General features: G+C 72.3%; 22 protein-coding genes and 2 pseudogenes. 10 read left to right on the forward strand and 14 right to left on the reverse strand.

Annotated elements, in window-relative coordinates:
- Positions 1-34: 34 nt before the first annotated feature.
- On the reverse strand, positions 35-1,153 hold the full coding sequence (locus OV079_RS32010; RefSeq protein WP_267772933.1) for an FKBP-type peptidyl-prolyl cis-trans isomerase: 1,119 nt from the start codon (positions 1,151-1,153) through the stop codon (positions 35-37).
- Positions 1,154-1,208: 55 nt separating this feature from the next.
- On the reverse strand, positions 1,209-2,090 hold the full coding sequence (locus OV079_RS32015) for a universal stress protein (RefSeq protein ID WP_267772934.1): 882 nt from the start codon (positions 2,088-2,090) through the stop codon (positions 1,209-1,211).
- A gap of 431 nt (positions 2,091-2,521) precedes the next feature.
- On the opposite strand from OV079_RS32015, the gene OV079_RS32020 reads away from it, so the two are divergent.
- Positions 2,522-2,794 (forward strand): hypothetical protein, encoded by a 273-nt coding sequence (locus tag OV079_RS32020; RefSeq protein ID WP_267772935.1) that lies wholly within the window; start codon positions 2,522-2,524, stop codon positions 2,792-2,794.
- 232 nt (positions 2,795-3,026) lie between these two features.
- The gene (locus tag OV079_RS32025) at positions 3,027-4,646 is read left to right on the forward strand and encodes a fibrinogen-like YCDxxxxGGGW domain-containing protein (protein ID WP_267772936.1); all 1,620 of its coding nucleotides are present in this window, start codon (positions 3,027-3,029) and stop codon (positions 4,644-4,646) included.
- Positions 4,647-4,943: 297 nt separating this feature from the next.
- Here OV079_RS32025 and OV079_RS32030 read toward each other — a convergent pair whose 3' ends face one another.
- Together OV079_RS32030 and OV079_RS32035 are read right to left on the reverse strand one after the other, a co-directional pair.
- On the reverse strand, positions 4,944-5,729 hold the full coding sequence (locus tag OV079_RS32030) for an AraC family transcriptional regulator (protein ID WP_267772937.1): 786 nt from the start codon (positions 5,727-5,729) through the stop codon (positions 4,944-4,946).
- 22 nt (positions 5,730-5,751) lie between these two features.
- Positions 5,752-6,687: an MBL fold metallo-hydrolase gene (locus OV079_RS32035; protein ID WP_267772938.1), complete on the reverse strand. Its 936-nt coding sequence runs from the start codon at positions 6,685-6,687 to the stop codon at positions 5,752-5,754.
- A gap of 568 nt (positions 6,688-7,255) precedes the next feature.
- Between OV079_RS32035 and OV079_RS32040 the strand changes: the two genes are divergently transcribed.
- Together OV079_RS32040 and OV079_RS32045 are read left to right on the forward strand one after the other, a co-directional pair.
- A complete protein-coding gene (locus tag OV079_RS32040) occupies positions 7,256-7,510 on the forward strand; it encodes a hypothetical protein (RefSeq protein WP_267772940.1) in 255 nt (84 codons plus the stop codon).
- Positions 7,511-7,902: 392 nt separating this feature from the next.
- Positions 7,903-8,502, forward strand: coding sequence for a metalloregulator ArsR/SmtB family transcription factor (locus tag OV079_RS32045; RefSeq protein ID WP_267772941.1), 600 nt, complete (start codon positions 7,903-7,905; stop codon positions 8,500-8,502).
- A gap of 108 nt (positions 8,503-8,610) precedes the next feature.
- Here the strand turns inward: OV079_RS32045 and OV079_RS32050 are convergent, their stop codons facing one another.
- Positions 8,611-9,024 (reverse strand): hypothetical protein, encoded by a 414-nt coding sequence (locus OV079_RS32050; RefSeq protein WP_267772943.1) that lies wholly within the window; start codon positions 9,022-9,024, stop codon positions 8,611-8,613.
- A 426-nt stretch (positions 9,025-9,450) separates the two neighbouring features.
- On the opposite strand from OV079_RS32050, the gene OV079_RS32055 reads away from it, so the two are divergent.
- The gene (locus OV079_RS32055) at positions 9,451-10,281 is read left to right on the forward strand and encodes a PP2C family protein-serine/threonine phosphatase (protein ID WP_267772945.1); all 831 of its coding nucleotides are present in this window, start codon (positions 9,451-9,453) and stop codon (positions 10,279-10,281) included.
- Between the two features lie 51 nt (positions 10,282-10,332).
- Here the strand turns inward: OV079_RS32055 and OV079_RS32060 are convergent, their stop codons facing one another.
- The 7 genes from OV079_RS32060 to OV079_RS32090 all read right to left on the reverse strand — a co-directional run bounded on the left by OV079_RS32060 (position 10,333) and on the right by OV079_RS32090 (position 16,782).
- On the reverse strand, positions 10,333-11,076 hold the full coding sequence (locus OV079_RS32060; RefSeq protein WP_267772946.1) for a dienelactone hydrolase family protein: 744 nt from the start codon (positions 11,074-11,076) through the stop codon (positions 10,333-10,335).
- 134 nt (positions 11,077-11,210) lie between these two features.
- Positions 11,211-12,617 carry a WD40/YVTN/BNR-like repeat-containing protein gene (locus OV079_RS32065; protein ID WP_267772948.1) on the reverse strand — a complete coding sequence of 469 codons (1,407 nt, stop codon included), beginning with the start codon at positions 12,615-12,617 and terminating at the stop codon, positions 11,211-11,213.
- 48 nt (positions 12,618-12,665) lie between these two features.
- Positions 12,666-13,565 (reverse strand): hypothetical protein, encoded by a 900-nt coding sequence (locus OV079_RS32070; RefSeq protein WP_267772950.1) that lies wholly within the window; start codon positions 13,563-13,565, stop codon positions 12,666-12,668.
- On the reverse strand, positions 13,547-14,137 hold the full coding sequence (locus tag OV079_RS32075) for an RNA polymerase sigma factor (protein ID WP_267772951.1): 591 nt from the start codon (positions 14,135-14,137) through the stop codon (positions 13,547-13,549). Before OV079_RS32075 ends, OV079_RS32070 begins: the two co-directional genes overlap by 19 nt.
- An 82-nt stretch (positions 14,138-14,219) precedes the next feature.
- The gene (locus tag OV079_RS32080; RefSeq protein WP_267772953.1) at positions 14,220-15,608 is read right to left on the reverse strand and encodes a hypothetical protein; all 1,389 of its coding nucleotides are present in this window, start codon (positions 15,606-15,608) and stop codon (positions 14,220-14,222) included.
- A 339-nt stretch (positions 15,609-15,947) separates the two neighbouring features.
- Positions 15,948-16,289: a hypothetical protein gene (locus tag OV079_RS32085; RefSeq protein ID WP_267772955.1), complete on the reverse strand. Its 342-nt coding sequence runs from the start codon at positions 16,287-16,289 to the stop codon at positions 15,948-15,950.
- 160 nt (positions 16,290-16,449) lie between these two features.
- Positions 16,450-16,782 (reverse strand): hypothetical protein, encoded by a 333-nt coding sequence (locus OV079_RS32090; protein WP_267772956.1) that lies wholly within the window; start codon positions 16,780-16,782, stop codon positions 16,450-16,452.
- A gap of 324 nt (positions 16,783-17,106) precedes the next feature.
- Here OV079_RS32090 and OV079_RS58930 point away from each other — a divergent pair.
- The 5 genes and pseudogenes from OV079_RS58930 to OV079_RS32120 all read left to right on the forward strand — a co-directional run bounded on the left by OV079_RS58930 (position 17,107) and on the right by OV079_RS32120 (position 22,511).
- A pseudogene (locus OV079_RS58930) lies at positions 17,107-17,986 on the forward strand (SDR family oxidoreductase).
- Positions 17,961-18,455, forward strand: a complete 495-nt coding sequence (locus OV079_RS32105; RefSeq protein ID WP_267772957.1) for a transporter substrate-binding domain-containing protein — start codon at positions 17,961-17,963, stop codon at positions 18,453-18,455. The pseudogene OV079_RS58930 and the gene OV079_RS32105 overlap by 26 nt, the downstream one beginning before the upstream one ends.
- Before the next feature lie 56 nt (positions 18,456-18,511).
- Positions 18,512-19,438, forward strand: coding sequence for a cation efflux transmembrane domain-containing protein (locus tag OV079_RS32110; protein ID WP_267772958.1), 927 nt, complete (start codon positions 18,512-18,514; stop codon positions 19,436-19,438).
- A gap of 216 nt (positions 19,439-19,654) precedes the next feature.
- A complete protein-coding gene (locus OV079_RS32115; protein ID WP_267772959.1) occupies positions 19,655-21,250 on the forward strand; it encodes a leucine-rich repeat domain-containing protein in 1,596 nt (531 codons plus the stop codon).
- A 301-nt stretch (positions 21,251-21,551) separates the two neighbouring features.
- Positions 21,552-22,511, forward strand: a complete 960-nt coding sequence (locus OV079_RS32120) for an aromatic ring-hydroxylating oxygenase subunit alpha (RefSeq protein ID WP_267772960.1) — start codon at positions 21,552-21,554, stop codon at positions 22,509-22,511.
- Here the strand turns inward: OV079_RS32120 and OV079_RS32125 are convergent.
- Together OV079_RS32125 and OV079_RS32130 are read right to left on the reverse strand one after the other, a co-directional pair.
- On the reverse strand, positions 22,508-23,215 hold the full coding sequence (locus OV079_RS32125; protein WP_420829552.1) for a hypothetical protein: 708 nt from the start codon (positions 23,213-23,215) through the stop codon (positions 22,508-22,510). The two genes, OV079_RS32120 and OV079_RS32125, sit on opposite strands and share 4 nt — an antisense overlap.
- A 36-nt stretch (positions 23,216-23,251) precedes the next feature.
- Positions 23,252-23,931 (reverse strand): annotated as a pseudogene (locus OV079_RS32130) (hypothetical protein); the annotation flags it as partial.
- Positions 23,932-23,935: the final 4 nt, after the last annotated feature.

Here is a 23,935-nt window from a genome sequence, read left to right on the forward strand (position 1 = left end):
GTCAAGACGACCGCGGAGATCGCCGCGGGCGCCCTCACCCGGCCTTCTTCTCCGTCGCCGGGGCCTTCGCGTCGGGCTTGGCCGGCGCGGTCGCCGGGGCCGTGGCCGGCTGCGCACCGCCCGGCGCGCCCGGCTGGGCCCCACCCGGCGCGGCGCCGTGCGGCCCGGCGCCGTGCGGCCCGGTGACGCCGGCGGGCGGCGTCGGGGCCGGCTTGACCGACATCAGCTCGACGGTGAACGTCAGGTCCGAGTTGGCGGGGATCCGGCCCTTCGCCCGCTCGCCGTACGCCAGCTTGGCGGGGATCTCGAGCTTGCGCAGGCCGCCGACCTTCATGCCGGCGATGCCGAGGTCCCAGCCCTTGATCACCCGGCCCTGGCCGAGCGGGAAGCTGATCGGCTTGCGCGCCAGCGACGAGTCGAACTCGGTCCCGTCCTTGAGCGTGCCGCGGTAGTGGACCGCGACCGTATCGCCGGCCTTGGCCTCCGCGCCCTCGCCGACCTTGAACTCGCTGATCTTGAGCCCGTCCTCGAGCGTCTTGGTCGACGCCGGCTTGCCCTCGAACGCGGTGAGCGGCTGCGGCGGCGGCGGCGGCGGCGTGAACGACAGCAGCTCGATGGTGAACACCAGCGTCGCGCCCGGCGGGATCTTCCCGGCCCGACGGTCGCCGTAGCCGAGCGCCGCCGGCACGATGAGGCGCCGCTTGCCGCCGACCTTCATGCCGACCACGCCCTCGTCCCAGCCCTTGATCACCCGGCCCTCGCCGAGCGAGAACGTGAACGGCCGGTTGCGCTTCTTCGAGGTGTCGAAGATCTGCCCGTCGGTCAGGTAGCCGGTGTAGTGGACCTCGACCTCGCCGCCCTGGACCGCCTCGGCGCCCTCGCCGACGACGAAGTCTTCGACCGTCAGCCCGCTCGCGGTCTTGTTGCTGCTGAGCGGCTTGCCGTCGAACGGCGGGTCGTACTTGATGTCCGCGCTCGGCTCGAGCGGCAGCGGCGGCGCCTCGACCTTCGCGGGCTCGGCCTTGACCTCGGCCTTCGCGGGTTCGGCGGCCTTGGCCGGCTCGGCCTTGGCGTCGGTCTTCGGGGCCTCGCCGGCCGTGCAGGCGACCAGGACGGAGGAGAGGAGGAGCGCGAACGGAGCGCGGACGTGCATGGCGGGGCGTCTATATCCCACTTTCGCAGCCGGCGCACGCCCCGCGGGGCGCCCGCTAGGGCCGCGCGTCCGGCGGGACCACGAGCACGGGGATCGCGGACCGAGCCGCCAGCTCGCTCGACGTGCTGAGGGCGATCACCCGCTCGATGCGGCTGAGCAGCCGCGACCCGCACACCAGGAACGGCGCCCCCTGCTCGGTCGCGACCGCGAGGATCTCGGTGATCGTGTCGCCGTAGCGGACCACCACCGGCTCGTTGCGGCCCTGGTCGGCCAGCCACTCGGCGGTGCGGTCCTTGGCCGCCGCGATCGTCTGGCCCTTGAACTGCGCCAGCGCGTCGGTCGACCAGTAGATCTGCGTGTACTCCTCCGGCACGCTGACCACGCGCACGAACAGCAGCTGGCGGCCCAGCGACTTCGCCAGCGCGGTGCCCACCTCGACCGCGCCGGAGCTGGCGTCGGCCGGCGTCACCGCCACCACCACCGGCCCGCTGCGCAGCTGCTCCGTCTGCAGGTCGGGCGGCACCACGAACGTCGGCACCACCAGCCGCTGCAGCAGCCGCCGCGCCACGCTGCCGAGGCGCACCAGGTCGCGCCCGTCGCTCGCCGCCTTGCGCCCGACGATCATCCCGATCGCCGACCGCTCGGCCCGCGCGCTCGCCAGCGTCTCCGCCGGCTCGTCCGCCTCGACCAGCTCGAGGTCCGCGAACGCCTCGCGCACGCCGGCCCGGTCCATCGCCAGCTCCGCCTCCGTCTTCAGCCGCTCGCGCACCCGCACGCGGCCCTCGAACTGGTCGAGCTGATCCACCACCGCGGTCGGCGCGGCGTGGACCCCCACCAGCTCGATCGCCCCGTTCGTCTGTTCGCGCAACCACGCCCCGAAGCGCACCGCGCCGTCGCTGCGGTGGCGGAGGTCGACCCCGACGATCCACGTGTTCATGCCACAACGATGATAGCGCTTCGGGCCCCGGCAACGCCACCCGGCCTCACCGGGCTCATCCGACGGCCCCCGCCCGCCCGCTGGACCACGTCCCGTCCTGCCGCTCGCGTCCGCTGCCCGCTCGCCGCCCTGCTCCGCGATCCCTCGCCGCGACCGATCGCGCCGATCCCGCCCACACGAGGTCGCTCGCCCCCGCCGCGTCGCCCGTCCGAATCACCATGACTTATAAGACATGTCCAAAAGCACAGATAACTCGCCGCGACTTCGACAGTCGGCTCGAGATCGACATGTCTCTTCGGACATCTCTCTCGAAGAGACACGCGCGCGTCGACCGACGCCGAGCGACGCTCGCTGCAGAGCGCGGGAGCTCGTCACCGACAGCGGCGATTCGCGCCCACGGTCGCAGCCCCGCTGTCGGCGCTCGAGCCTCGATGAAGCTCGCCGACCCGGCGACCGATGCTGTCGCGATCGGTCTTGGCCCCGCGATGGTTTCGCTGCAGGACCGCGATCGTTCGTTCGTCGGAGAGCGAAGCTCGCGGCTCTCGCTGCCGCCCGGGCTCGGCCGCTCATCGCGTCATCCCTGGGCTCGCCCTTCGCCACGTGTGACGAGCAGGTCACTCGTCGTCCTGCGCGCGAGACGAGTCGCACGGATCGACGCGCGCGCCGGGGCTCTCGTCGTCCATGCGCAACGCCTCGGCACCTGAAGACGCGGCCCGTTCGGGCTCTGGCCGACACGCGGCCGCGCTCTGCGATCGGGCGGTGAAGCCGCCGCGGACGCTCGCACACGGTCGAGCCCGATTGCACGTACGGCGGTGATGTCGCGGGCAGCGGAACCGCGCGCGCTCGCGGCTTGACAGGGCTGGTCGCGTCGGCTTACCCGTCATCGTCAACATTGTGTGGAGGCGAGAGTCGATGAGAGCACAGCTTCGTGGAGTCGTGGCGTGGAGTGTCTGTTTGCTGGTCGCGTGCAACGGGGGCGACAGCACCACCACCGGGACCGCGACCGAGACCACCACCGACGCCGGCACCGGCACGGAGACCACCACGGGGACGCCCGACCCGACTACCGGCCCGACCACCGGCACCACCGCGCTGCCGACCGAAGGGAGCGCCTCGGGCGACGCGAGCACCACGGCGCTGCCGACCACGACCGACCCCGGCACCACCGACGGCCCTGACACCACCACCACGACCGGCACGACGGGCACGACCGACACCACCACGACCGGCACCACCGACGCCGAGACCACCGACGGCACCACCACGACCGGCGGGCCCGACCCGGTGTGCGGCAACGGGGTGATCGAGGCCGGCGAGGCCTGCGACGACGGCAACGACGACAACACCGACACCTGCGTCGAGGGCTGTCAGGAGGCCAGCTGCGGCGACGGCTTCGTCGGCCCCGGCGAGGCCTGCGACGACGGCAACGACGCCGACGACGACGCCTGCAACAACGCCTGCGCGCCCGCGTCCTGCGGCGACGGCGTGGTCCAGGCGGGCGAGGACTGCGACGACGCCAACGCCATCGACACCGACGCCTGCCTCAGCAACTGCGCCGCCGCCACCTGCGGCGACGGCTTCGTCCGCGACGGCGTCGAGACCTGCGACGACGCCAACGCCGACGACAGCGACGAGTGCACCACCCTGTGCGCCGCGCCGACCTGCGCCGACGGCATCCAGAGCGGCGGCGAGTCCGACGTCGACTGCGGCGGCCCCGAGTGCGACCCGTGCGAGCTCGCCGACAATTGCAACGAGGGCAGCGACTGCGGCAGCGGCAGCTGCGACCAGGGCCAGTGCGTCGTCTCGGCCAGCTGCAAGGCGATCAAGCAGGCCCAGCCGAACGCCACCGACGGCCTCTACGACATCGACGCCGACGGCGCCGGCCCCGGCGCGCCGTTCAAGGTGTGGTGCGACATGACCACCGACGGCGGCGGCTGGTCCCTGGCGATCCGCTTCGCCCCGTCGCAGGGCACCTTCGACTTCTACTCGCCGCACTGGACCAACGTCTCGGTCGTCAACGAGGCCCTGAACTCCCCGACCGACACCCTCGACGGCAAGTTCCAGGCCTACAACGCCCTCCCGGGCGCGGAGATCCGCGGCTGCATGCAGCACCCGGTCACCAAGGTCTACAGCTGCAAGCACTACGCGCTGCCGGCCACCACGACCCTGCTCGACCTCTTCAAAAACACCCCGGTCGGCTCCGACATCGCCATGAAGGGCCTGTACTTCGACGAGTCCCAGGCCGAGAAGACCAAGTGGCTGACGATCCAGGGCCGCACGATCGCCGAGGCCTCGATCGCCCCCAACTACATCGCCGTCGGCATCAACATCGACGACGACCAGTCGTGCTACGACGCCCGCGTCCGCTTCGGCCTGGTGCTCAACAACGAGGCCAACATCAGCACCCTCAACGACGCCGCCGGCTTCGGCGCCCAGTCGTACTACACCTCCGGCTGCGACGTCGCCCCCGGCGTCGACGCGCCCTGGCGCACGCCGTCCGGCTTCGCCGCCGGTCCGAACATCTATAATACGGCCGGCCACATCTGGATCCGCTGACACCGGCGCGCCCGGGCCGCGCGGGAGCCGTCGAGCTCCGCGCGGCCCCACGCGTTCGGCCCGGCCCGCGCCGCTGCGCCACGAGTCACCTGTCCCTGCGGACATTCGCTCGCGGGGCGAACGGACCGCTCCGCGAGGCGCATCCGCGGAGAAGACCAAACAGACATGTCACAATAGACATATCTATTTGAACATGTCTTTCATGACATGTCCTCGAACTTCAAACGCGCCGGCCCGCCTGGCCGCGTGAGGCGCGAGGCGCATCTCCACCATCCTCGGCCCACGACGTCCTCGCTGCTACCCGGCGTCACTCGCGTGCCGTCGCCGCCACGCGCTCGGCGGCTCGCCCACGAACGCCGCGAAGGCGCGCGAGAACGCGGCCGGGCTGGTGAAGCCGACCTCGAGCCCGACCTCGGTCACCTGCGCGCCGGGCTCGAGCAGGCGGGACATCGCCCGCAGCAGCCGGGCGGCCCGCACGAACGCCTCGAACGACATGCGCGCCTCGGCGGCGAAGCGGCGCGCCAGGGTCCGCGGCGAGACCGCGGCGAAGCGGGCCGCGGCGGCGATCGTGTGCGGCGCCCCCGGGCGCGCCAGCACGTGGGCCATCGCGCGCGCGAGCTCGGGCGTGCGCGCGGTCGGCAGAAACCACGGCCGCCCGCGCGTGACCGCCTCGCGGCACAGGTCGACCAGCACCGCGAAGAAGCGCGCCGCCGGGTCGCCATGACAGCGGCGCATGTCCCAGCCGGCCGCGTGCTCGAGCATCGCCGCGACCACGGGCGGGACCGCGAACACGCGCGCGCCCTCGGCGAGGTCGGGCGCGGGCGGGCCGAGATAGGCGGTGCACAGGGCCGCGGCGGCGCGGACGCGGACGCGATGACGCGCGCCGGCGGAGATCCACGCCGCCTGCTGCGGCGGCAGCAGCCACTGCGCGTCGGCAGTCTCGAGGTGCATCAGGCCGCTGCCGGCGAACAGCAGCTGGTGCCGCGCGTGGACGTGCCAGCCGGAGTCCGTCCCGGCCGCGAGCCGATCGGTGAGCACGAAGCTGGCGACCGGGGCGGCGTCGACGTCGATGCGAGGCGGCATCTCGCCGGCGAGGATATCGCAATCATCGCACCAGCGACTGCACCAATCCGTACACCCCGTAGGTGATCAGGTAGTCGAGCTCGCGCTCGGGGAACGCGGCCCGCGCGGCCTCGGTGATCGCCGCGTAGTGCTCCGCGGCCGCCTCGCCGGAGAACGCGTCCGGGTCGTCGACGCCGGCCACGTAGTCGCGGACGACCTTGTCGATGCCGACCAGGTAGTCCTGCTGGGCGACGACCGCGTCCTCCATCGCCGCCGGCGCGCCGCGCCCGCCGTACACCGTGACGTCCCCCCACGCGCGCAGCTCGTCAAGCGCGGCCGCCCACGCCGCGAGGTCGGGCCGCGGCGCGCCGTCGACGATCCCGCCCTCGAGCCACGCGTGCGCGCCGTGATGCACGAGGTCGCCGACGATCAGCGCCTCGGCCGCGGGGATGTGGGCGACGGTCTGGGTGCTCGACACGCCGGCGTGCTCGAGCACCTGCAACTCGACGGTCGCGTCGCCGAGCAGCTCGAGCCGGAGGCTGTCGCGGAAGGTCAGGTCGACGGTCGCCTCGGGCGGGTAGCTGTCCTCGGTAAAGGTGCCGTTGCCGACGAAGGCGGCCCGCTTGTAAGCGTGGACGCCGGGGATCGCCGCCGCCGTCGCCTCGCTGGCGACCACCGTCGCGCCCGCGGCCCGCAGCGGCCCGACGCCGTTGAACTTGTCGGGGTTCGGGTGGGTGATGACGACGTAGCGGATCGGCGAATCCGTATGCGCCCGGATGTCCTCCACCAGCGCCTGCGCGAGCGGCTCGGTGAACTGCGCGTCGAACACGACGACCTCGCGGCCGGTGTCGTAATAGAACGAGTGCGTGTCGAACCCTGCCGCGTCCGAGGTGAAGGTGTGGAGCACCCCCGCGGCCTCGGGCGCGTCACAAGCGACGAAGCAGAGGGCGGCGGTGAGAGCGAGAGCGGGGCGTTGCATGGCGCGGAGCATAGGCAGCCGGCCGGAGCCCCGCTTGCCCGTGCCGGCCAGCCTCTTGCTCGCGCCGGCCAACCTTCGGCGCCGGCCCGCGCGATGGACCCCCGAGGGTCGCACTCTGGCCATCGCCGACGACTCATTGCAGGCACGCGCCGGAATGCAACGAGGCCGCACGCCTCGCTCCATTCGCGCCCCTCGCCGACGGCAATCGCGCACCCTCATCCCGGTTTTCGCCCGGAAGGCAGGGTCATGGCGGCGGCGCGCGGAAGGAGCCGGCGACGCAATCGCTCGGGGTCGGGCAACCCCTCGAATGACGCGAGCCGCGTCTCGGGGCGCGCAGGCCACTGCGCGCGTGACCACCGATTCGACCGGGGAACCCCCCTATTTCCTGGTGTCTCACCCGATTCTGAAGCCGATCGTCGCATTTTTCGCGACGCCGCAATTGATCGCCGGTCGGCGGCTACTGTTCCGGCAAGGGCGCCGGTTCCGGCGCCCGGGTCGAAGCCAATCCACGCCCTGCGGCCGTGTGCCGTGCGTGGCTACGATACGTCGAGTCCAAAGGAGTATGGTCATGCGTCTCATTCGTTCGCTCTCTTTCGTCGCTGTCGCCCTCTCGTTCGGCGCGGTCGCCTTCGGCGGCCCGAGCACCGCCCACGCGGTCATCTGCTGCAGCGCCAAGCCGTGCCAGTCCGACAACCCGCCGTCGTACTGCAACAACTGCACCCCCGACTGCGCGGAGGACGAGGCCGAGGTCGAGGCCCCGATCGCCGGCGAGATCGTCTACGACGAGGTCGAGTCGCTCTGCTACGTCGCCGGCACCCTCTGAGCCAGCGGCACCGACGACCGCGAGCCGGGCTCCGCGCGGGGCCCGGCTCGCCTGCGTCGTCGTCGCGAAGTCCTCGACTCTCGCTCCCGCCGGCTCCGACCGCGACGCCCGCCCTCGCCGCGAGCCACGAACCGCGACTCCTCGATCGGCTCGTCGCGCCCGCGACGCTCGTCGTCCGGCATCGCCGCGAGCCGCTACGCCTCGCTCCCGCCGGCTCACCGCGCTGCCTCGCGCTGGCGCGCCCTCGCGCCCTCACCGGACCACCCCGCGCCACCGGGCTGGCGGAGGCTACCAGCCGTGACCCGCCCGCCAGGCCTGGCTGGCGGTCAAGCAGCCGTTAAATTGACGTTGATCAATTTGACAACCATCAAATCGACAACTATCGTCGCCGCATGGCCGACGCCGCCGTCGACGATCCCAAGCCCGCCCTGGTCCAGCTCTTCAAGGGGCTCGCCGATCCGACCCGCCTGCGCATGATCGCCGCGATGGTCGACCGCCCGCGCTGCGGCCAGGACCTCGCGGCCGAGGTCGGCGTCACGCCGGCCACCGTGTCGCATCACCTGCGCGTGCTGTCGGAGGCGGGCCTTTTGCGCGAGACCCGGCAGGCGCCCTACACCTTCTATCAGCTCGACATCGAGGCGCTGCAGGGGGCGGTCAAGGCGGTGTCGTCGCCCAAGCGGGTGCGCGAGCTGGCGACCGCCTCGCCGGTCGACACCGAGACGCGCGACGTCCTGCGGGCCTTCTTCGACGGGCCGCGCCTGCGCGCGCTGCCGGCCCAGCGCCGCAAGAAGGAGATCGTGCTCGAGGAGGTGCTGCGCCGGCTGCCGCGCCGCCGCGAGTACCGCGAGGCCGAGCTCAACCGCTTCATCGAGGTCGTCCACCCCGACTTCTGCACGATCCGCCGCGAGTGGATCATGGGCGGTTACATGGAGCGCGAGGCCGGGGTCTACAAGCTCGCGCCGCGCGGGCGGACGGTGATCGACGGCGGCTGACCGGCGCGGATCGTCGCCGGCGTCGCAGGGCCGCGGGACCGCGATGGAATCTCGGCGCGACGACTGCCGTGCACCGCGGGGCCGCGGACGCGCGAGCGACGAAAGATCTCAGCCCCGGCAGCGTGACTCGGGGCGACGACGGCGACGCACGCCCACGAGCGCGAACAGGACCCCGAGCATCCCGCCGGCCGGATCGATCGCGCAGCCCTTCGCCTCCGCCGCCGGCGGCGCGGACTTCGTGTCCGCGGGCTTCGCCTCCACCGGCTTCGCCTCGCTCGCCGCCGCGCAGCGCAAGCAGTCGTACTCGACCGACCTCGGCGGCGAACCTTGCGAGTAATCCAGCTTCGAGCACTTCCACGGCGCGCACTGCCCGGGGCCGCCGGCATCGAGCTCGCACGCGGCCCCGGCCGTGGCTCCCTCGCACGTGGCGATCGACGGGGGCGGCGGAACGTCGGCGCGCGCGAGCGCGGGGGCGAGGACGAGGCCGGCGAGGAGCACGAGCGACAGGCGAGACCGGAGCATGACGCCTCACGATCGCCGATCGCACCGCGCCACGCCAGCGCCACGCTCGCGGTCCGGAGGGCCGCAAACGCGCCTTCAGCATGTCCCCAAAGACATGTCCTTCGGCGCCAGCGACGTTCGCGGCGGCGAGGTCGATTGCTCGCACTCGCCCGGCGTGTCCGCCTCACTCGTATCATAGGAGCGGGCGTGCGGGCTCGTCCGGTCCGAGGGGCTGCCCTCGCGCCGACGGCCTCCGCCAGCGCCGCAGCCGCGATCGGCCGCGCGATTCCGCTCCGAATCGTCGAGCGCGGCGTCTCCGCACGATCGATCTCCGGGAGCCCGCGCCCCCGATCGATCTCCACATCGCGGCCTCGCGCGTCACAATGACGACATCGCGCTCGCGGCGGCGACGCTCGCGCGGCGCGCATGCTGTATCTTCTTCGCCCCGTGCGCACCCGGCATCACGGCGACACCGACGTCGGTCGGCGTCGCAGCCAGAACGAGGACGCGTTCGACGCCAGCGACGAGCTCGGTCTGTTCGTGGTGTGCGACGGCGTCGGCGGGCGCGCCTGCGGCGAGGTCGCCTCGCAGACCACGGTCCAGCTGATCCGCGAGTGGGTCGAACGCGAGGTCGAGCTCATCCACTACGCGCACGAGGAGGCCCGCCTGGCGCGCAGGCAGGTCGTGCACGGGCCCCCGGTCGTGGAGCCGCAGATCTGCATCAGCCCCGAGACCGTCGCGCGGCTCGGCGCGCTGGTCCGCAGCGCGCTGCAGAACGCCTGCTACCTCGTGCACGGCATGGCCGAGGCCGACGCTCGCTACACCGGCATGAGCACCACCGCCTCGGTCGTGCTGGTCGCCGGCGAGCTGGCGATCGTCGGCCAGGTCGGCGACTCGCGGGTGTACCTGGCCCGCGGCGACGACGTCCGTCAGCTCACCGAGGATCACACCCTCCTCAACATGCAGGTCAAGCTCGGCCTCGCCAGCGCCGACAAGGCGCGCGGTCGCAAGAGCCAGATCACCCGCGCCATCGGCCTGCGCGAGTTCGTCGAGGTCGACATCATGGCCTTCCCGCTGCAGCTCGGCGACCGCCTGCTGCTCTGCAGCGACGGCCTCCACGAGTACCTCGACCAGGCCGCCGACACCCTCATCGACCTGTTCCGCCTGCACCCGCGCGTCGCCGCCCCGGCGGCGATCCGCTACGCCAACCTGTGCGGCGGCAAGGACAACATCACCGCCCTGTTCGTCGAGCTCATCGAGGGCGGCCGCGAGCGTTGAGCGTACGTGCCCGTTCGGACATGCCCCCTCGGACATGCCCGATCGGCCATCTCAGCGCGGCAGCGTGCGCGCGAACAGCTCGAGCAGCGTGGCCCAGTGGCGCGCGTTGCCGGCCGCGTCGTACACCGGGATGTCGGGGAACACCCAGCCGTGGCGCGCCGGGTACGTCTCGAGCGTGTACTTCACGCCCGCGGCGTCGAACGCGGCCGCGAGCCGCTGCTTCTGCTCCTCGGGGAACGTCGGGTCGTCGCGAGCGGCCGCCACGTAGACCTCGGCGGAGATCTTCGCTGCCAGCAGGTGCGGGCTGTCGGGCTCGGCGTCGGCGAGGTTGCCGGGGTGGTAGGCCGCGACCGCGGCGAAGCGGTCCGGGTAGTGACCGGCGGCGGTGACGGCCATGCGCCCGCCCATGCAGTAGCCGACCGCCCCGACCGGCCCCGGGCGCACCCCCGGCTCGGCGGCGATGTGCTCCAAGAACACCCGGGTGTCGCGCATCACCGCCGCGCTGTTGGTCGTCGCGCGGTGGCGGGCGAACCACGCCCCGCGCACCGCCGGATCGCCGAACAGCTTGGCCGGGTCCTGCGGCTCGTAAGGCCCCGATCTGTAAAACAAGTCGGGCAGCAGCGTGAAGTAGCCGGCCTCCGCGAGCCGCTCGCAGTGCTCCACCAGAGTGGGCCGGATGCCGACCCCGTCCATGAACACCAGCACCGCCGGCCACGGCCCCGGCGTACGCGGCGTGTAGGCGTGGGCGGGGCAGACACCGTCGTCGGTCGGGATCTCGATCTGCGTATGGGTCACGCCCGCACGCTAGCCGATCTCCGCGGCGCGGAGCAAGGCGCGCCCACGACCGCTTCGGCGCCGGGCGAGGGCCCCGGGGCCGCGAGAAGGTACATGTCCCTCGGGACATGTACTCAATCCACCCGACCGCCGTTTCACCCGCCGCCCGGCTCGATCGACAGCCCGAGGTAGATCACCGACGGGTCGCTCGGCAGGAACGCGATCACCGTGTCGTGCCACATGTTGTGCGTCAGGGTGATCGCGTCGGTCCCGTAATCGTAGCGGTACAGGTCGGTCCCGTACGCCTGATAATTCGAGCCGAACACGAAGTAGAGCACGTCGGGGTCGGTCGGGTGGGGGAACAGGTGGTTGCCGTTGTACAGCGTGGCCTCGCTCGCCTCGATGACCGCGTCGAACGTCAGGCCGCCGTCCTCCGAGCGATACACGTGGCGCTGGGTCTGGTCGTTGGGGTCTTCGAGGTCGAGGCCCTCGACCCACACGATGTCGCCGTCGACCGGCGAGACCACCAGGTTGAAGCCGTTGGAATTGCCGGGGCTGAGCCCGGCCGCGCTCTGCCAGCCCTCGCCGGCGTCGTGCGACGTCAGCACGCCCTCGGCCAGCGCCCCGAACAGCACGTGGTCGATGTCCTGCGGGTCGAACGCGGCGCGGTAGGCCAGCGACCCGGCGAACGCGGGGATCCCGATCTGCTGCCACGACATGCCGGCGTCGACCGAGTCCCACACGCGCCCGGCGCTGTCGCCGATCCGCACGTGATCGGGGTCGCCCGGGTCGACCCCGAGGCCGACGATCCCGTCCTGCCCCGCCGGCGAGCTCAGCTTCGTGATCACCTCGTCGTCGACGCGCACGATCGCCTCGTTGTTGTCGCCGTACGCGTACGCCCGCGTCTCGCCGGCCGCGTGCAGGCGCACCGCCGGCGCGTTCGGGTTGCCGGCCGCGCCGATCGAGTGCCACGAGCAGCCGGCGTCGCTCGACGCCAGGATCTGCTGCCCCGAGCCCGCCAGCATCGCCCCCGGCTTGCCGAGCGCGACCAGCCCGAAGGTGTACGTGACCGGCTGGATCTGCTGGTCCATCGGCGCCAGCGTCGCCCCCTGATCGAAGCTGAACGTCACCGCCCCCGTGCCGGTCACCGACGCGCAATTCGGCGGCTGCCAGCCCTCGTTGTCGCCGGTCGTCGAATCGGTGGTGCTCGCGTCGGTGTCGCTCGTGCTCGTCGTCGTCTCCGCCGTCGTGCTGGTGTCGTCGGTCGTCGTCTCGACCGCCGTCGTCGCCGTGGTCGGCTCCACCGTCGTCGTCTCCGTGCCGGTCGGCTCCACCGACGTCACCGTCGAACTCGTCGGCGCGTCGGTGGTCGATTCCTCGGTCGTGGTCGACGGCGGATCGATCGAAGTCTCGGTGGTCTGCGAAGTGGTCTGCGTGGTCGTGTCGGTCTCGCTGCCGGTCTGGCCGACGGGCAGGTCGTCGACGCAGGCGGCGAGCAGGCACGCGGGCCCGGTCAGCAGCAGGACGCGCAGGGAGGTCGAGGTTACGGGCAAGTAAGGCATGACGGGGTCTCTCGTTGCGAGTGTGTTTCCCGCCCGCGCCCTCCGCCATTAATCGATCGTCGATTGTTCCGTCGCCGCTGCAGCCACCGGGCACGCCGCGCGGACCCGCTCGCGGTACGCCGATCGCGGGTACGCTTTGATAAAGGCCCGCTGCGCGCGCTCGCCTCGAACGACCTCGCCGGTGTCGCACAGGGCCACCACGCGCAACGCCTCGCGCTCCTCGACCAGGCTGCCGCGGGCGAACTTCCGTGCATGCGCATCGATCGCCGCCAGCGCGGCCGCGGGGCGCTCGGCGTCGAGGGCGTCCTTGATCTGCTGAATCAACATTAATTCTTCGAGCACCGGATCTGCAGGCGCATCCTCCCCGCGCGGCGAGTCCGCCGCGACCTGACGCGCCTGCGAGCGCCCCGCTCGACGCTGCGCAGGATCCGCCGCGGCCGTCTCGGTCTTTGCTGCGACCTCGACCGCCGCCCCCTCGATCTTCGTCGCGGCCTCCGGCTCGACGTTCTCCACCGTCCCCTCGACCGTCGTCGCGGCCACCAGTTCGACGTTCTCCCCCTCGACCGTCGTCGCGCGCGGCTCTGCGATCGCATGCACGACACGGCCGCCCGGCGCCTCACTCGCTTTCGGCGTGACCGTCCCCTGCGCGGGCGCGGGGTCGTGCGCATCCAGCAGCATGTCGGCCGGCCCGCTCGGCTGCTGCCGCGCGCTCACCAGCCAATACGAGGACGCCCCGATCAGCGCCAGCGCGGCCGCGAGGGCCAGCCAGCCGCCGGCGACCCCGCGACGCTGCCGTCGTGACGGGCGCAGCGGGATCACCGTCGCCGAGCGGGCCGCCGTCGCTGCCATCAATGCGCGCGCCATTCGTTCGCGCGCCGCCTCGGACGGGCGCTCGCGGTCGCGGTACGCGGCGACGAGCTCGGGCGTGGTCACGGGTTCGTCGCGCATGCGTGCCTCCGTTCGTCGCGCGCGTGCAGCCGCAGGCGGAATCGCTCGAGTCGGGCCCGCGCCGCTCGCAGCCGCGAATACACCGTGCCCAGCGGGATCGCCAGCGCCTCCGCGATCTCGTCCGCCGTCATCTCCTCGATCTCCGTCATCTGAAACACCAGGCGCTTGTCGAGGTCGAGCTCGTCGAGGAACGCCTGCATCAGCGCCGCCGCCTGCTGCACCCGCACCGTCGCGTCGGGCTCGCGCGCCGTCTCCTGCGGGTGTGGCAACGCGGCCAGGTGACGCTCGCGGCGGGCGTAGCTGCGCTTGTCGTGCAGCACCAGGTTGCGGGTGATCCCGAACAGCCACGCCCGCATCGACCCGCCGGGCCGGAATGTGTGAAGTCGGTGATGCACGCAGAGGAACACCTCCTGGGTCACGTCCTCCGCGGCATCGGCGGGGATCCCCAGGCTCCGGGCGATTCGCCACACATAGTCCACGTGCGCGCGATAGATCTCCATCAGGTCCGGCGCGCCAGCCTCCGCGGACGTCGGCGCGTCCTCGGTGTGCGGCGGCTGGGCCAGGGGGATCATCGCCGCCTGCTTTCCCGCAGCGGGGCGCTGCCATTAATGAGAATGCAGCGCGTTCTCGCGCGGCCGCGGCTCGTCCTCGTCATCAGAAGAACCGCGCCTCCAGCAGCAACCCGGCGCGCAGGCCCAGCGCCCCGAAGCGGAAGATCGGCTCGCGGTTGTAGAGGAGGGTCGGCCGGTGCAGCGGCACCACCAGCTCGGCCTGGACCCGCAGCGCCCCGCGGCCCCGCAGCGCCCGCGGGGCCCAGGCCAGCCCGCCGCCGACCAGCGTCGCGCCCCACCACGTCCGGCGCTCGAGGTTGACCTCGCTGCCCACGCCCGCCGCCCGCAGCGCCCCGAACTCCAGCCCGATCGCCGCCTGCAGCTCGACCGGCCCGACCCGCCGCACCGGCCCGACTCGCAGCGACCCGGCGTGCAGCGCCACGTCGGCGCCGATCTGCCGGTCCTCGGCCCAGCGCGCCGGGCTGCGGAACCATCCCGCGTAGCCGAGCGCGACCCGCAGCCGACGCCACGCCACGCCCAGCCCCGCCGCCAGCCCGAGCGTCGCCCGCGGCAGCACGCCCACCGCCAGCGCCGGCCCGACCTGCAGGAACGCGCGGTCGCCCCCCGGCCCGGTCGTTCCCCGCCCGCGTCGCCGCTGCGGCGCCTCCACCGGGCCGATCGGCGGGTGCTCTGGCCGCGCGCCCTCCTGCGTCCGCTCCGACCACGCCCTCCTGCCCGTCCTTGTCGGCTCCGGCCCCGCCTGCGCCGGCCGGCGCGGCCGGGTCCGCGCCCTCGCGCGCCTCCCCGTCCGTCCCCGCCGCGCGCCCGCGCCCATCTTCGACCGCCGCCGCGCGTCTCGCCCTGCCCCCTCCTGCCCGGCCGCGCGCCCTCGCGCCTCCCTCTCCGCGCCCGCCCCGTCCGCCGCGCGCCCGCGCGCCTCGGCTCCATCCGCCGCGCGCCCGCGCGCCTCGCCGCCCGACCTCGGCGACCCTGCCCCGCCCCCGCGCCCGCCGGGCCCCGCCGCGCCCCCGCGATCGCGGCTCGTCGTCCCGCCGTCCCTCGCGTCCGGCTCCGGCACGGGCACCGCCAGCGGCATCTCCTCGGGCGCCGCCACCGAGGCCGGCCCGACCAGCGCGATGCCGACGAGCAAGGCGGTGGCGTTCGCCGTCGCCTCGCAGTCGTGGAGCGTCAGCCGGCGCTCGGTCGACCCGTCGCGGCCCGAGAACACGACCACCAGCAGCCAGCCCCCGCCCTGCCGCTCGACCCGCGCCCGCACCGAGGTCACCGCCGGGGACACCGGCCGCTCCCCCACGACCTCGCCGATCCGCGCCACCACCCGCTCGGCCGAGGGGCAGCCCGCAGGCGCCTCCCAGCCGATCGTCGGCATCGCCGGCGCCCGGGCCGGCAGCAGCCCGAGCACCCCGCCGAGCACCACCGCGACCCGCCTGTGGCGGGCGCGATCACGACTCCTCGGCTGCTGCGGGCTGCGCACGGCGCTCGTCCGCGGTGATACCACCTGCGTCCGGCGAGCGCCGCGCCGGCGTTCGCGGTCGGCCTCGCGCGTCCGCGACCCGCGCCATCCGCCATTCGCCGCCTCCTGCGATTCGCGGCACCCGCGACGTCCACGCTGGGCCTGTACAGCGACGATTCATTGCCGCGACTCGATCCAAATCATCAGTCCCGCCATTCACGCCGCCCGCTTCGAATCGAAGGCAGTCATTCGGCGGAAGAACGATCGTCCAATGACGCGAGCACGGCCCCCTGCGGGAGCGCCGATCCATCTCGACGATTCGATGCAACTCGTCAGCCGGCATGCCGACGACGACGTGCCTCAGTCATCGACTTCGTACCCGTAAAGCATGTGGTCGGCCCAATTGAAAAAATCGTCGAGCTCGATGGTCTGGCCGGCGGCGAAGGCGATCCCGGTCGGAAAAGTGATGTGATTGAACTGCTTGATGGCATCGAAGATCCGGTTGAGCGCCACGCGCGAGCCCGACCGCAGCATGCGGGTGCTGACGCTCGCCTGATTGGGGACCGACATCATCCACGCCGTCAGCACGAACACCTTGCCGGTCGGCACGGTGTAGACCACGTGCATGCCCGGACCGGCCTGCTCGAGGGTGAGGACCCGGAGGTCGGCCGGCTCGATGCAACAAGTATCCTTTTTTGCCATAGTTTCTCCAAAGCGAGCAGCCATCGCGGTTCGACATGAACCCGCACGCTGCTCCCTCGTCAACGTAGCCGGGCCGACGCGGCCGAGCCACGGGCAAGATCGCCACGCGCGTCGGCCCGCGGGCACGCAGGACAGACCAGACCCGAGCAGCCGGGCAATCTCAATAGTATCGGTCGATGATCGGCAGCATTTTGTACGCGACCACCGCGCCGAGCATATAAGGCACCACGTACCACAGCGGCCGCGGCGTCGCCGACGGCAGCAACGCGACCACGACGCTGGCGGTCGCCCCCATGGCCAGGAACAGCCACCACACGATCTCCATGATTTCCCAGCGTAGGTCAGCACCCGCGATGACGCTGCCACGCGGCGCGTAGCCGAGGCTCGGGTGCACCACCAGCAGGACGCAGAGCCCGCCGGCGACCATGGAGAGCACGTGCATGATCCGGCCGTGTCGCCTCCAGCGTGACGGAACGTCGGCGTCGACGACCATGGCGGCATGGTAGCCGCAGCCCTGATCACGCTCAACGGCCTCGTCGGCGCCTCAGAACCGCCCGACGATGCCACCCTGTTCAGCCTGTGGCGTCGTACCTCGCCCGCTCGCCCGCCCCGAGCGGCGCCCAATATTGCCACCTGCCCTTTCGGACACATGTGCGAGATCGCGCCTTTTGCGCCTTCGTCGCGGCCAGCGGCCCCTGCCGTGTTCGAGCGCCCGCGCGCTCGCCTGCCGCTCTCTGCGTTGACAGTCAGGCCGCCTGTGCCACGAGTCCCTCGTCCCCCTGGGCCAAGGGCGCCAGGAGACGAACCGGAGACAGCCATGGGCAACGCATCGAAGCGCGACGAGAAGAGCGAGCAGCGGCCGGAGCAGACCCAGAGGCCGCCGGGCAAGGAGTCGAAGATGACCCCGCGTCCGAAGTTCAAGCGGCCCGAGTACCGCGGCAGCGGCAAGCTCGAGGGTCGGGTCGCGCTCGTCACCGGGGGCGACAGCGGCATCGGCCGCGCCACCGCCGTGCTGTTCGCCCGCGAGGGCGCCGACGTCGCCATCGTCTATTTGAGCGAGGACGGCGACGCCCGCGAGACCGCCGCCCAGGTCGAGAAAGAGGGCCGCGCCTGTCTGGCGATCCGCGGCGACATCGGCGACGGCGCGTTCTGCCGCGACGCCGTCCGCCAGGTCGTCGATCGCTTCGGCCGCCTCGACATCCTCGTCAACAACGCCGCCGAGCAGCACCCCAAGGACAAGCTCGAGGACATCGACGAGGCGCAGCTCGTCCGCACCTTCCGCACCAACATCTTCTCGATGTTCTTCCTGACCCAGGCCGCCCTGCCGCACCTGCGCAAGCAAGGGGCGCCAGCGTCCTCAACACCACCTCCGTCACCGCCTACCGCGGCAGCGGCGGCCTGCTCGACTACAGCGCCACCAAGGGGGCGATCGTCGCCTTCACCCGCTCGCTCGCCGCCAACCTCGCCGGCGACGGCATCCGCGTCAATGCGGTCGCCCCGGGCCCGATCTGGACCCCCTCATTCCCTCCACCTTCGACCCCGAGAAGGTCGCCGGCTTCGGCAGCGACAGCCCGCTCGGCCGCGCCGGCGAGCCCGAGGAGTGCGCCACCTGCTTCGTCTTCCTCGCCAGCGCCGACGCCTCGTACATGACCGGCCAGGTGCTCCACCCCAATGGCGGCGAGATCGTCAACGGCTGAGCGCCTCGCGGTCGTCGCCTGGCTCTGCGCCTGCGACCTGCCGCGCGACCCCGAGGGCACCGCCGATCGCGTGGCCCTCCGCGGCATCCGTGTCGGCGTCATCCACGAGCCGCCGTGGGCCTGCCGGCGCGACGGTCGCTCGCTCGCCGGCGCCGAGGTCGACCTCGTCCGCGAGTTCGCGCGCGCCCGCGGCTTCGACCTCACCTTCACGCTCGGCGGCGAGACCCGCCTGCTCGCCGCCCTGCAGCGCTTCGAGTACGACCTCGTGATCGGCGGCCTCGTCGCCGACAGCCCTTACGCCGACGACGTCGGCTTCACCCGCACCTACCACCGCGCCGTCGACGGCGAGCACGTGTTCGCCGTGCCGCCGGGCGAGAACGCCTGGACCATGCAGCTCGAGGCGTTCCTCGGCGGCGCCGACATCGACGCCGCCCTCGCGCGGGGGCGGGCGGACTGCGGTGATTCATGAGCGAGCGCTGGGGTCACACGCCGGCTCACGAGCTCCCGAGAAGCAAGGAGCCGTCGATGCGCCGCGCCGAGCGGGTCGAGCAGGTCTCGCTGCTGTACTTCGTCACCGCGATCGCCTTCACCGCCGTCGTGATGGGCGAGTCGCAGGCGATGAAGACCGTGTGGATCGACGACATCCTCGGCATGGTCCCGCCGTTCGCGGTGCTGATCGCCGCCCGCCTGCGCCGGCGCGAGGCCACCGACGCCTACCGCTACGGCTACCACCGCGCGGTCACCATCGCCTTCCTGGTCGCCGCCGTCGCCCTCCTCGGCTTCGGCATCTACCTGCTCGGCGAGAGCCTCTACACTCTGATCCGCGCCGAGCGGCCGACCATCGGCACCGCCACCGTGTTCGGCCACGACCTCTGGCTCGGCTGGCTCATGCTCGCCGCCCTCGTCTGGAGCGCCGTGCCCACCGTCATCCTCGGGCGGATCAAGCTGCGCCTCGCCGAGGACCTCCACGACAAGGCGCTCTACACCGACGCCCTCATGAACAAGGCCGACTGGATGACCGGCGCCGCCGGCATGCTCGGCGTCCTCGGCATCGGCCTCGGCTTGTGGTGGGCCGACGCAGTGGCCGCCTGCGCGATCGCCATCGACATCACCCACGACGGCGGCCGCAACCTCATCGCCGCCTTCGGCGACCTCATGGACCGCCGCCCCCGCGACGTCGCCTGCCGCAGCGACGACCCCCTGCCCGACCGCCTCGCCGCAGAGCTCGTCGCCCTGCCGTGGGTCCACCGCGCCTCCGTCCGCCTGCGCGAGCACGGCCACGTCCTCATCGGCGAGGTCTACCTCGTCCCCGTCGACGAGTCCGCCCCGCTGCAGCGCACCGTGCAGGTCCACGCGATCGCCCGCGAGCTCGACTGGCGCCTCACCGACCTCACCATCCAGCTCGTCCCCGCCCTCGTCCGCGCCGACGACGACGAGCCCCGCGAGAGCTGATCGCTGCCCGCTCTTCGCCCGCGAGCGCGGGACCGGCCCACCTGTCCGTCGACCCGGGCATCCGGCGACGCGCATGGACCTGTCTTCGAGGACATCTCAATTCCGCCTGCTCTGGCCAGCACCCGGCCGTTCCGTGCCCCGCCACCCGTGATTTCCGCCCTCGCCCGGACCTCGCCCGCGGATGGACAATCCGACCCGTCCCGGCATCCTGACCCCATGCGTCCTCGACCGCGGCTCGCCCTCGCCCTCGTCCTCGCCTGCGGCCCGGACACTGCCAGCGAGACCGAGCAAGGCAGCACCGGCGAGCCCGCCACCACCACCGGCGAACACGGCACCGACGGCCACGGCACCACCGAGCCCGGCACCACCGAGCCGCCGCCGCCGACCACCGGCGAAGTCACCACGACCACCGACGATTCCACCACCGGCACCACCGCCCCGCCGCCCGTGCAATGCACCGAGATCGTCATCGCCGATCCGCTGCTCGAAGAGTACCTGCGCCTGCGCCTCGAGGTCCCCGAGGGCCCGATCCCGGTCGAGCTCGCCGAATCGCTCGACACCATCTTCACGAGCCACAACGTCGCCTCGCTGTCCGGCCTCGAGTGCTTTAAAAATCTCGTCGAGATCACCTTCTACTCCCCCGACATCGTCGACCTCGGCCCGCTCGCCGGCCTCACCAAGCTCGCCTCCTTGCAGGTAGCGAACAGCCAGATCGCCGACCTCTCGCCGCTCGCCGGCCTCGTCGAGCTGAAGTTCCTCCACATCTCGGGCAACCCGGTCGGCGAGCTCGCCCCGCTCGCCGGATTGCCGCTGACCGAGCTATACGCCAGCAACATCGAGACCGCCGATCTGACCGGCCTCGGGCACATCGTCAGCCTCGAATCACTCGACCTCGGCAACAACGCGCTGACCGACATCGGCGAGCTCGCCCCACTCGTCAATCTTACGAGCCTCGGCCTGTCCGACAACCAGATCGCCGACCTCTCGCCGCTCGCCGGCCTCGGCGCCCTGCAGGGGCTCAACCTGGACAGCAACCAGATCACCGACATCGCCCCGCTCGCCGGCCTCGGCGCCCTACAGAGCCTCGACCTCGACGAGAACGCCATCGTCGACCTCGCCCCGCTCACCGATCTGGTCGCCCTCACCCGATTGTCCGCCGAGGAGAACGCGATCGTCGACCTCAGCCCGCTCGCCGGCATGACCGCGCTCGCCGACCTCGACCTCTCGCACAACCAGATCGTCGACCTCGCCCCGCTCGCCGGCCTGCACGCGCTCACCGACCTCGACCTCGCCGTCAATCACGTCGTCGACGTCGCCCCGCTCGCCTTGCCCGCGCTGTTCGACCTCGACCTGCGCGACAACCAGGTGAAAAACCTCGCCCCGCTGCTCGGCGCGCCCGTGCTCGAGCGCCTCGACGTCTCCGGCAACCCATTCACGCCCAGCATGACCAGCCTCGCCGCGCACCCGGCCCTGCAGTCCGTCGAGGCCGACGCCGCCGGCCTCACCGCCGTGCCCGAGTTCGCCACCGCGAAGCTCGTCTACCTCTCGCTCGCGGGCAACGCGATCGCCGACCTCGCCCCGCTGGCCGCCTATCAATCGCTGCAGCAGATCGATCTGACCGACAACGCAGTCACCGCGCTGGCCCCCATCCTCGACGACCCGTGGCTCAGCGAGTGCGACTACATCCAGGCCGGGGACAACCCGCTCGACGACTTCACCCTGTCGACGACGGTCCCCCAGCTGTGCGTCTTCCCGGTCGACCTCCAGGGCATCGAGGACACGTTCTGCTGGGAATGCTTCGTTCACAACTGAGCGCGCCACGGCATGGCGAGCTCGTTCGCCGCGAGCTCTGCCTCCGCGCTCTGCCGCCATTCTCACCGTCGTGACGCGAGGCCCATGTCCGCGCGCTCGCACTCCTGCTCGCCGCAGGAGCACACGGGCGCGCGACCGCACCGCCTCGGCCGCCGAAGTCGACCTCGTTCGTCAGGCTGCGCCGGCTTCGCCGCGCCGGCGCGCTTTCGTCCCGGCTCGCGCTCCTCGGGCCGAACAATCACCGCACGCGGCTTTCGAGCGCGCCTCCCGGTTCGGTGAAAGAAGAGACAGGAGGTCAGCCATGTTCCGCGGCTTCGCAAACGTCTGGACGATCGTCGGCCTCGGTCGGGACCTGAAGCGCCGCACGCCGCTCCCGCTGCAGGTCGCCGGCGAGCGGGTGGTCCTGTTCCGCGACGGCGAGGGCCGGGCCTGCGCGCTCGTCGATCGCTGCCCGCACCGCGGCGTGCGGCTGTCGCTCGGCAAGGTCGAGGGCGGATGCCTCGAGTGCCCGTTCCACGGCTGGCGCTTCGCCGGCGACGGCAGCAACCAGCTCGTCCCGTGGAACCCCGACGCCAAACGCGAGCGGCTCGGCGCGACCCCGTTGCCCGTGCGCGAGCGCGGCGGGCTCTTGTGGTTGTACACGGCCCCCGGGCTCGCGGCGCCCTCGGAGCCCGACGTCCCCGACGTCTTGCAGCGCGACGACCTCTCGCTCAGCAGCTTCACCATGCCGTTCGCCGTCCACTGGACGCGCGTCATGGAGAACTCGCTCGACTGGCCGCACCTCCCGTTCGTGCACCGGCGGACGCTCCGCGACGCCCTGCCTTATCGCCCCGACTCGCGGCTCGACATCGCCTGGGAGGATCGGTCGTGGGGCGGTCGGACCTCGACCACGATCGACGGCGTCCCCCAGCCGATCACCCTCGACTACCGCTTCCCCAACACCATGCATCTGCACCTCCCCGCGGGCAGACGCATCTTCGAACTGCTCTTGACCGTCCTCCCCGTCGACGACACGACCACCCACATGATCATGGTGACGGTCCGCGACTTCCTGCGCTCGCGCCTGTTCGACTTCTACTTCGGCCGCGGCAGTCGAAAGATCGGCGGCGAGGATCGGGCCGTCATCGAGACCTCGCTGCCGGGAGAGGTCCCGCCCGCGAGCGAAGAGCGTTCGGTCCGCACCGACGAGCCGACCCTGCGCTTCCGCAAGCTCTACCGCGACCGCCTGATGAACTCGAGCGCCGAGGAACCCGACCGTTAGGCGAACAGCCGCAGCAGCAGCGCGTCGAGCAGCGCTCGCAGCCCGCCCGGCTCGCCGACCGCGAAGCTCTCGCCGTCCAGCACCCAGCGCGGCTCGCCGACCCGCACCCACGCTCGCGCCCCCGCGCGCGGGTCCTCTTGATGCGCCGCGAACACCACCAGCCCGCGCGGCGGCGCCTCCTGCCAGTCGGTCATCGTCGCCAGAGTCACTCGCCGGTGCGCCAGGTCGTCGGCCAGAGTCATCGCCATCAGCCGCGCCTCTTCCTCCGCCGCCTCCGCGTCGGCCTTCCCGCTGGTGCGCCAGCGCAGGTGCAGCTCCGCCCCGCTCGGCCCGAACACCTGGACCATGTCGGCCTGCAGCCGCAGCGTCGCCGCGTCGACCAGCACCAGCGTCTGCGCGTCGAGCTCGGGGTGCTTGTGCCGCTGGTCGAGCGGCCGCTCGACCACCACCGTCACGCGCCGGCGCTGGTCGAACAGCGGGCTCTCGTCGCGCGTGTAGTACAGCAATTCGCCCTGGGCGAAGCGGACGTCGAACAGATCGATCTGCCCCAATTCGTCGCGCCCCGAATCGACATAGGCCACCTCGCTGCGCACCAGATTTTCGAAGCGCCCGCGGGTGCTCAGCGCGTCGAAGCCTCCGGCCGGGTAATGACTCGCGTCCTCCTCGTCGATCGCGACCTCCTGCGCGCGCCGGCGCACCGCCATCGCCACGCTCGGGCTGACCCCGCCGATCGCCGCGGTCGCCGCGTGCAGCTCGCGCAGCGCCAGTCGGCTCGACTCGTTGGGCAGGTCGGCCAGGTGGGCCAGCTCCACAGATCCTCCGGCGAGAACAGCTTGCCCTCGCCGAGCCCGCCCACGATCGCCGCCCGGATCGACAGCGCCCACGCCTGCCAGTGCTCGTCGACCGGCGGCTCCTCCCACGCCCCGTGGCGCGCCGGCCAGCTCGCGCACAGCGCCAGCGCCTCGCGCCACGACGAGCGCAAGATCGCCGGGTTGCCCGCGTCGAGCTCGGCCTTCCGCGAAGCTGGCCCGAGGGCCAGGCCGATCGCGTGCGCCAGAGCTCGCGGCTGCAGCTCGCCCGACAGCGCCGCGATCGCCACGTGCGCGTCGCCCACGCTCGGGTCCAGCACCCACTTGCCGAGCACCCGATCTTCGTACGCCAGCCGCTCGCCGCGCTCCTCCTCCGGCCAGTCGGCCAGGTCGCGGCTCGACGCGAACGCGAACGCCCGGCCCTCGACCAGCAGCGTCCCGAGGTCGTGCACGAGGTCGAGCGGCAGCGCGTCGTAGCCCTCCTCCCACAGCGCGCGCAGCCAGCCCAGCGCCGGCGGCAGCGACTCTGCCAGCGAGCCGCCGTAGCCGCTCACGTGGGCCCACGCCTTCAGCGCCGGCAGCAGTTCTTCGCGGCTGAGTCGCCGGCCCACGCGC

Origin of the sequence: Nannocystis pusilla, assembly GCF_026626665.1 — a bacterium.
Classification (GTDB): Bacteria; Myxococcota_A; Polyangia; order Nannocystales; family Nannocystaceae; genus Nannocystis; species Nannocystis pusilla.

What these genes read in the sequence shown, in the direction of transcription:
- OV079_RS32010 (WP_267772933.1), bottom strand. Translation starts at nt 1,153, where the DNA reads ATGCACGTCCGCGCTCCGTTCGCGCTCCTCCTCTCCTCCGTCCTGGTC.
- OV079_RS32015 (WP_267772934.1), bottom strand. Translation starts at nt 2,090, where the DNA reads ATGAACACGTGGATCGTCGGGGTCGACCTCCGCCACCGCAGCGACGGC.
- OV079_RS32020 (WP_267772935.1), top strand. Translation starts at nt 2,522, where the DNA reads ATGAAGCTCGCCGACCCGGCGACCGATGCTGTCGCGATCGGTCTTGGC.
- OV079_RS32030 (WP_267772937.1), bottom strand. Translation starts at nt 5,729, where the DNA reads ATGCCGCCTCGCATCGACGTCGACGCCGCCCCGGTCGCCAGCTTCGTG.
- OV079_RS32035 (WP_267772938.1), bottom strand. Translation starts at nt 6,687, where the DNA reads ATGCAACGCCCCGCTCTCGCTCTCACCGCCGCCCTCTGCTTCGTCGCT.
- OV079_RS32040 (WP_267772940.1), top strand. Translation starts at nt 7,256, where the DNA reads ATGCGTCTCATTCGTTCGCTCTCTTTCGTCGCTGTCGCCCTCTCGTTC.
- OV079_RS32045 (WP_267772941.1), top strand. Translation starts at nt 7,903, where the DNA reads ATGGCCGACGCCGCCGTCGACGATCCCAAGCCCGCCCTGGTCCAGCTC.
- OV079_RS32050 (WP_267772943.1), bottom strand. Translation starts at nt 9,024, where the DNA reads ATGCTCCGGTCTCGCCTGTCGCTCGTGCTCCTCGCCGGCCTCGTCCTC.
- OV079_RS32065 (WP_267772948.1), bottom strand. Translation starts at nt 12,617, where the DNA reads ATGCCTTACTTGCCCGTAACCTCGACCTCCCTGCGCGTCCTGCTGCTG.
- OV079_RS32070 (WP_267772950.1), bottom strand. Translation starts at nt 13,565, where the DNA reads ATGCGCGACGAACCCGTGACCACGCCCGAGCTCGTCGCCGCGTACCGC.
- OV079_RS32075 (WP_267772951.1), bottom strand. Translation starts at nt 14,137, where the DNA reads ATGATCCCCCTGGCCCAGCCGCCGCACACCGAGGACGCGCCGACGTCC.
- OV079_RS32085 (WP_267772955.1), bottom strand. Translation starts at nt 16,289, where the DNA reads ATGGCAAAAAAGGATACTTGTTGCATCGAGCCGGCCGACCTCCGGGTC.
- OV079_RS32090 (WP_267772956.1), bottom strand. Translation starts at nt 16,782, where the DNA reads ATGGTCGTCGACGCCGACGTTCCGTCACGCTGGAGGCGACACGGCCGG.
- OV079_RS32105 (WP_267772957.1), top strand. Translation starts at nt 17,961, where the DNA reads ATGGCGGCGAGATCGTCAACGGCTGAGCGCCTCGCGGTCGTCGCCTGG.
- OV079_RS32110 (WP_267772958.1), top strand. Translation starts at nt 18,512, where the DNA reads ATGCGCCGCGCCGAGCGGGTCGAGCAGGTCTCGCTGCTGTACTTCGTC.
- OV079_RS32115 (WP_267772959.1), top strand. Translation starts at nt 19,655, where the DNA reads ATGCGTCCTCGACCGCGGCTCGCCCTCGCCCTCGTCCTCGCCTGCGGC.
- OV079_RS32120 (WP_267772960.1), top strand. Translation starts at nt 21,552, where the DNA reads ATGTTCCGCGGCTTCGCAAACGTCTGGACGATCGTCGGCCTCGGTCGG.
- OV079_RS32125 (WP_420829552.1), bottom strand. Translation starts at nt 23,215, where the DNA reads ATGGCGGTGCGCCGGCGCGCGCAGGAGGTCGCGATCGACGAGGAGGAC.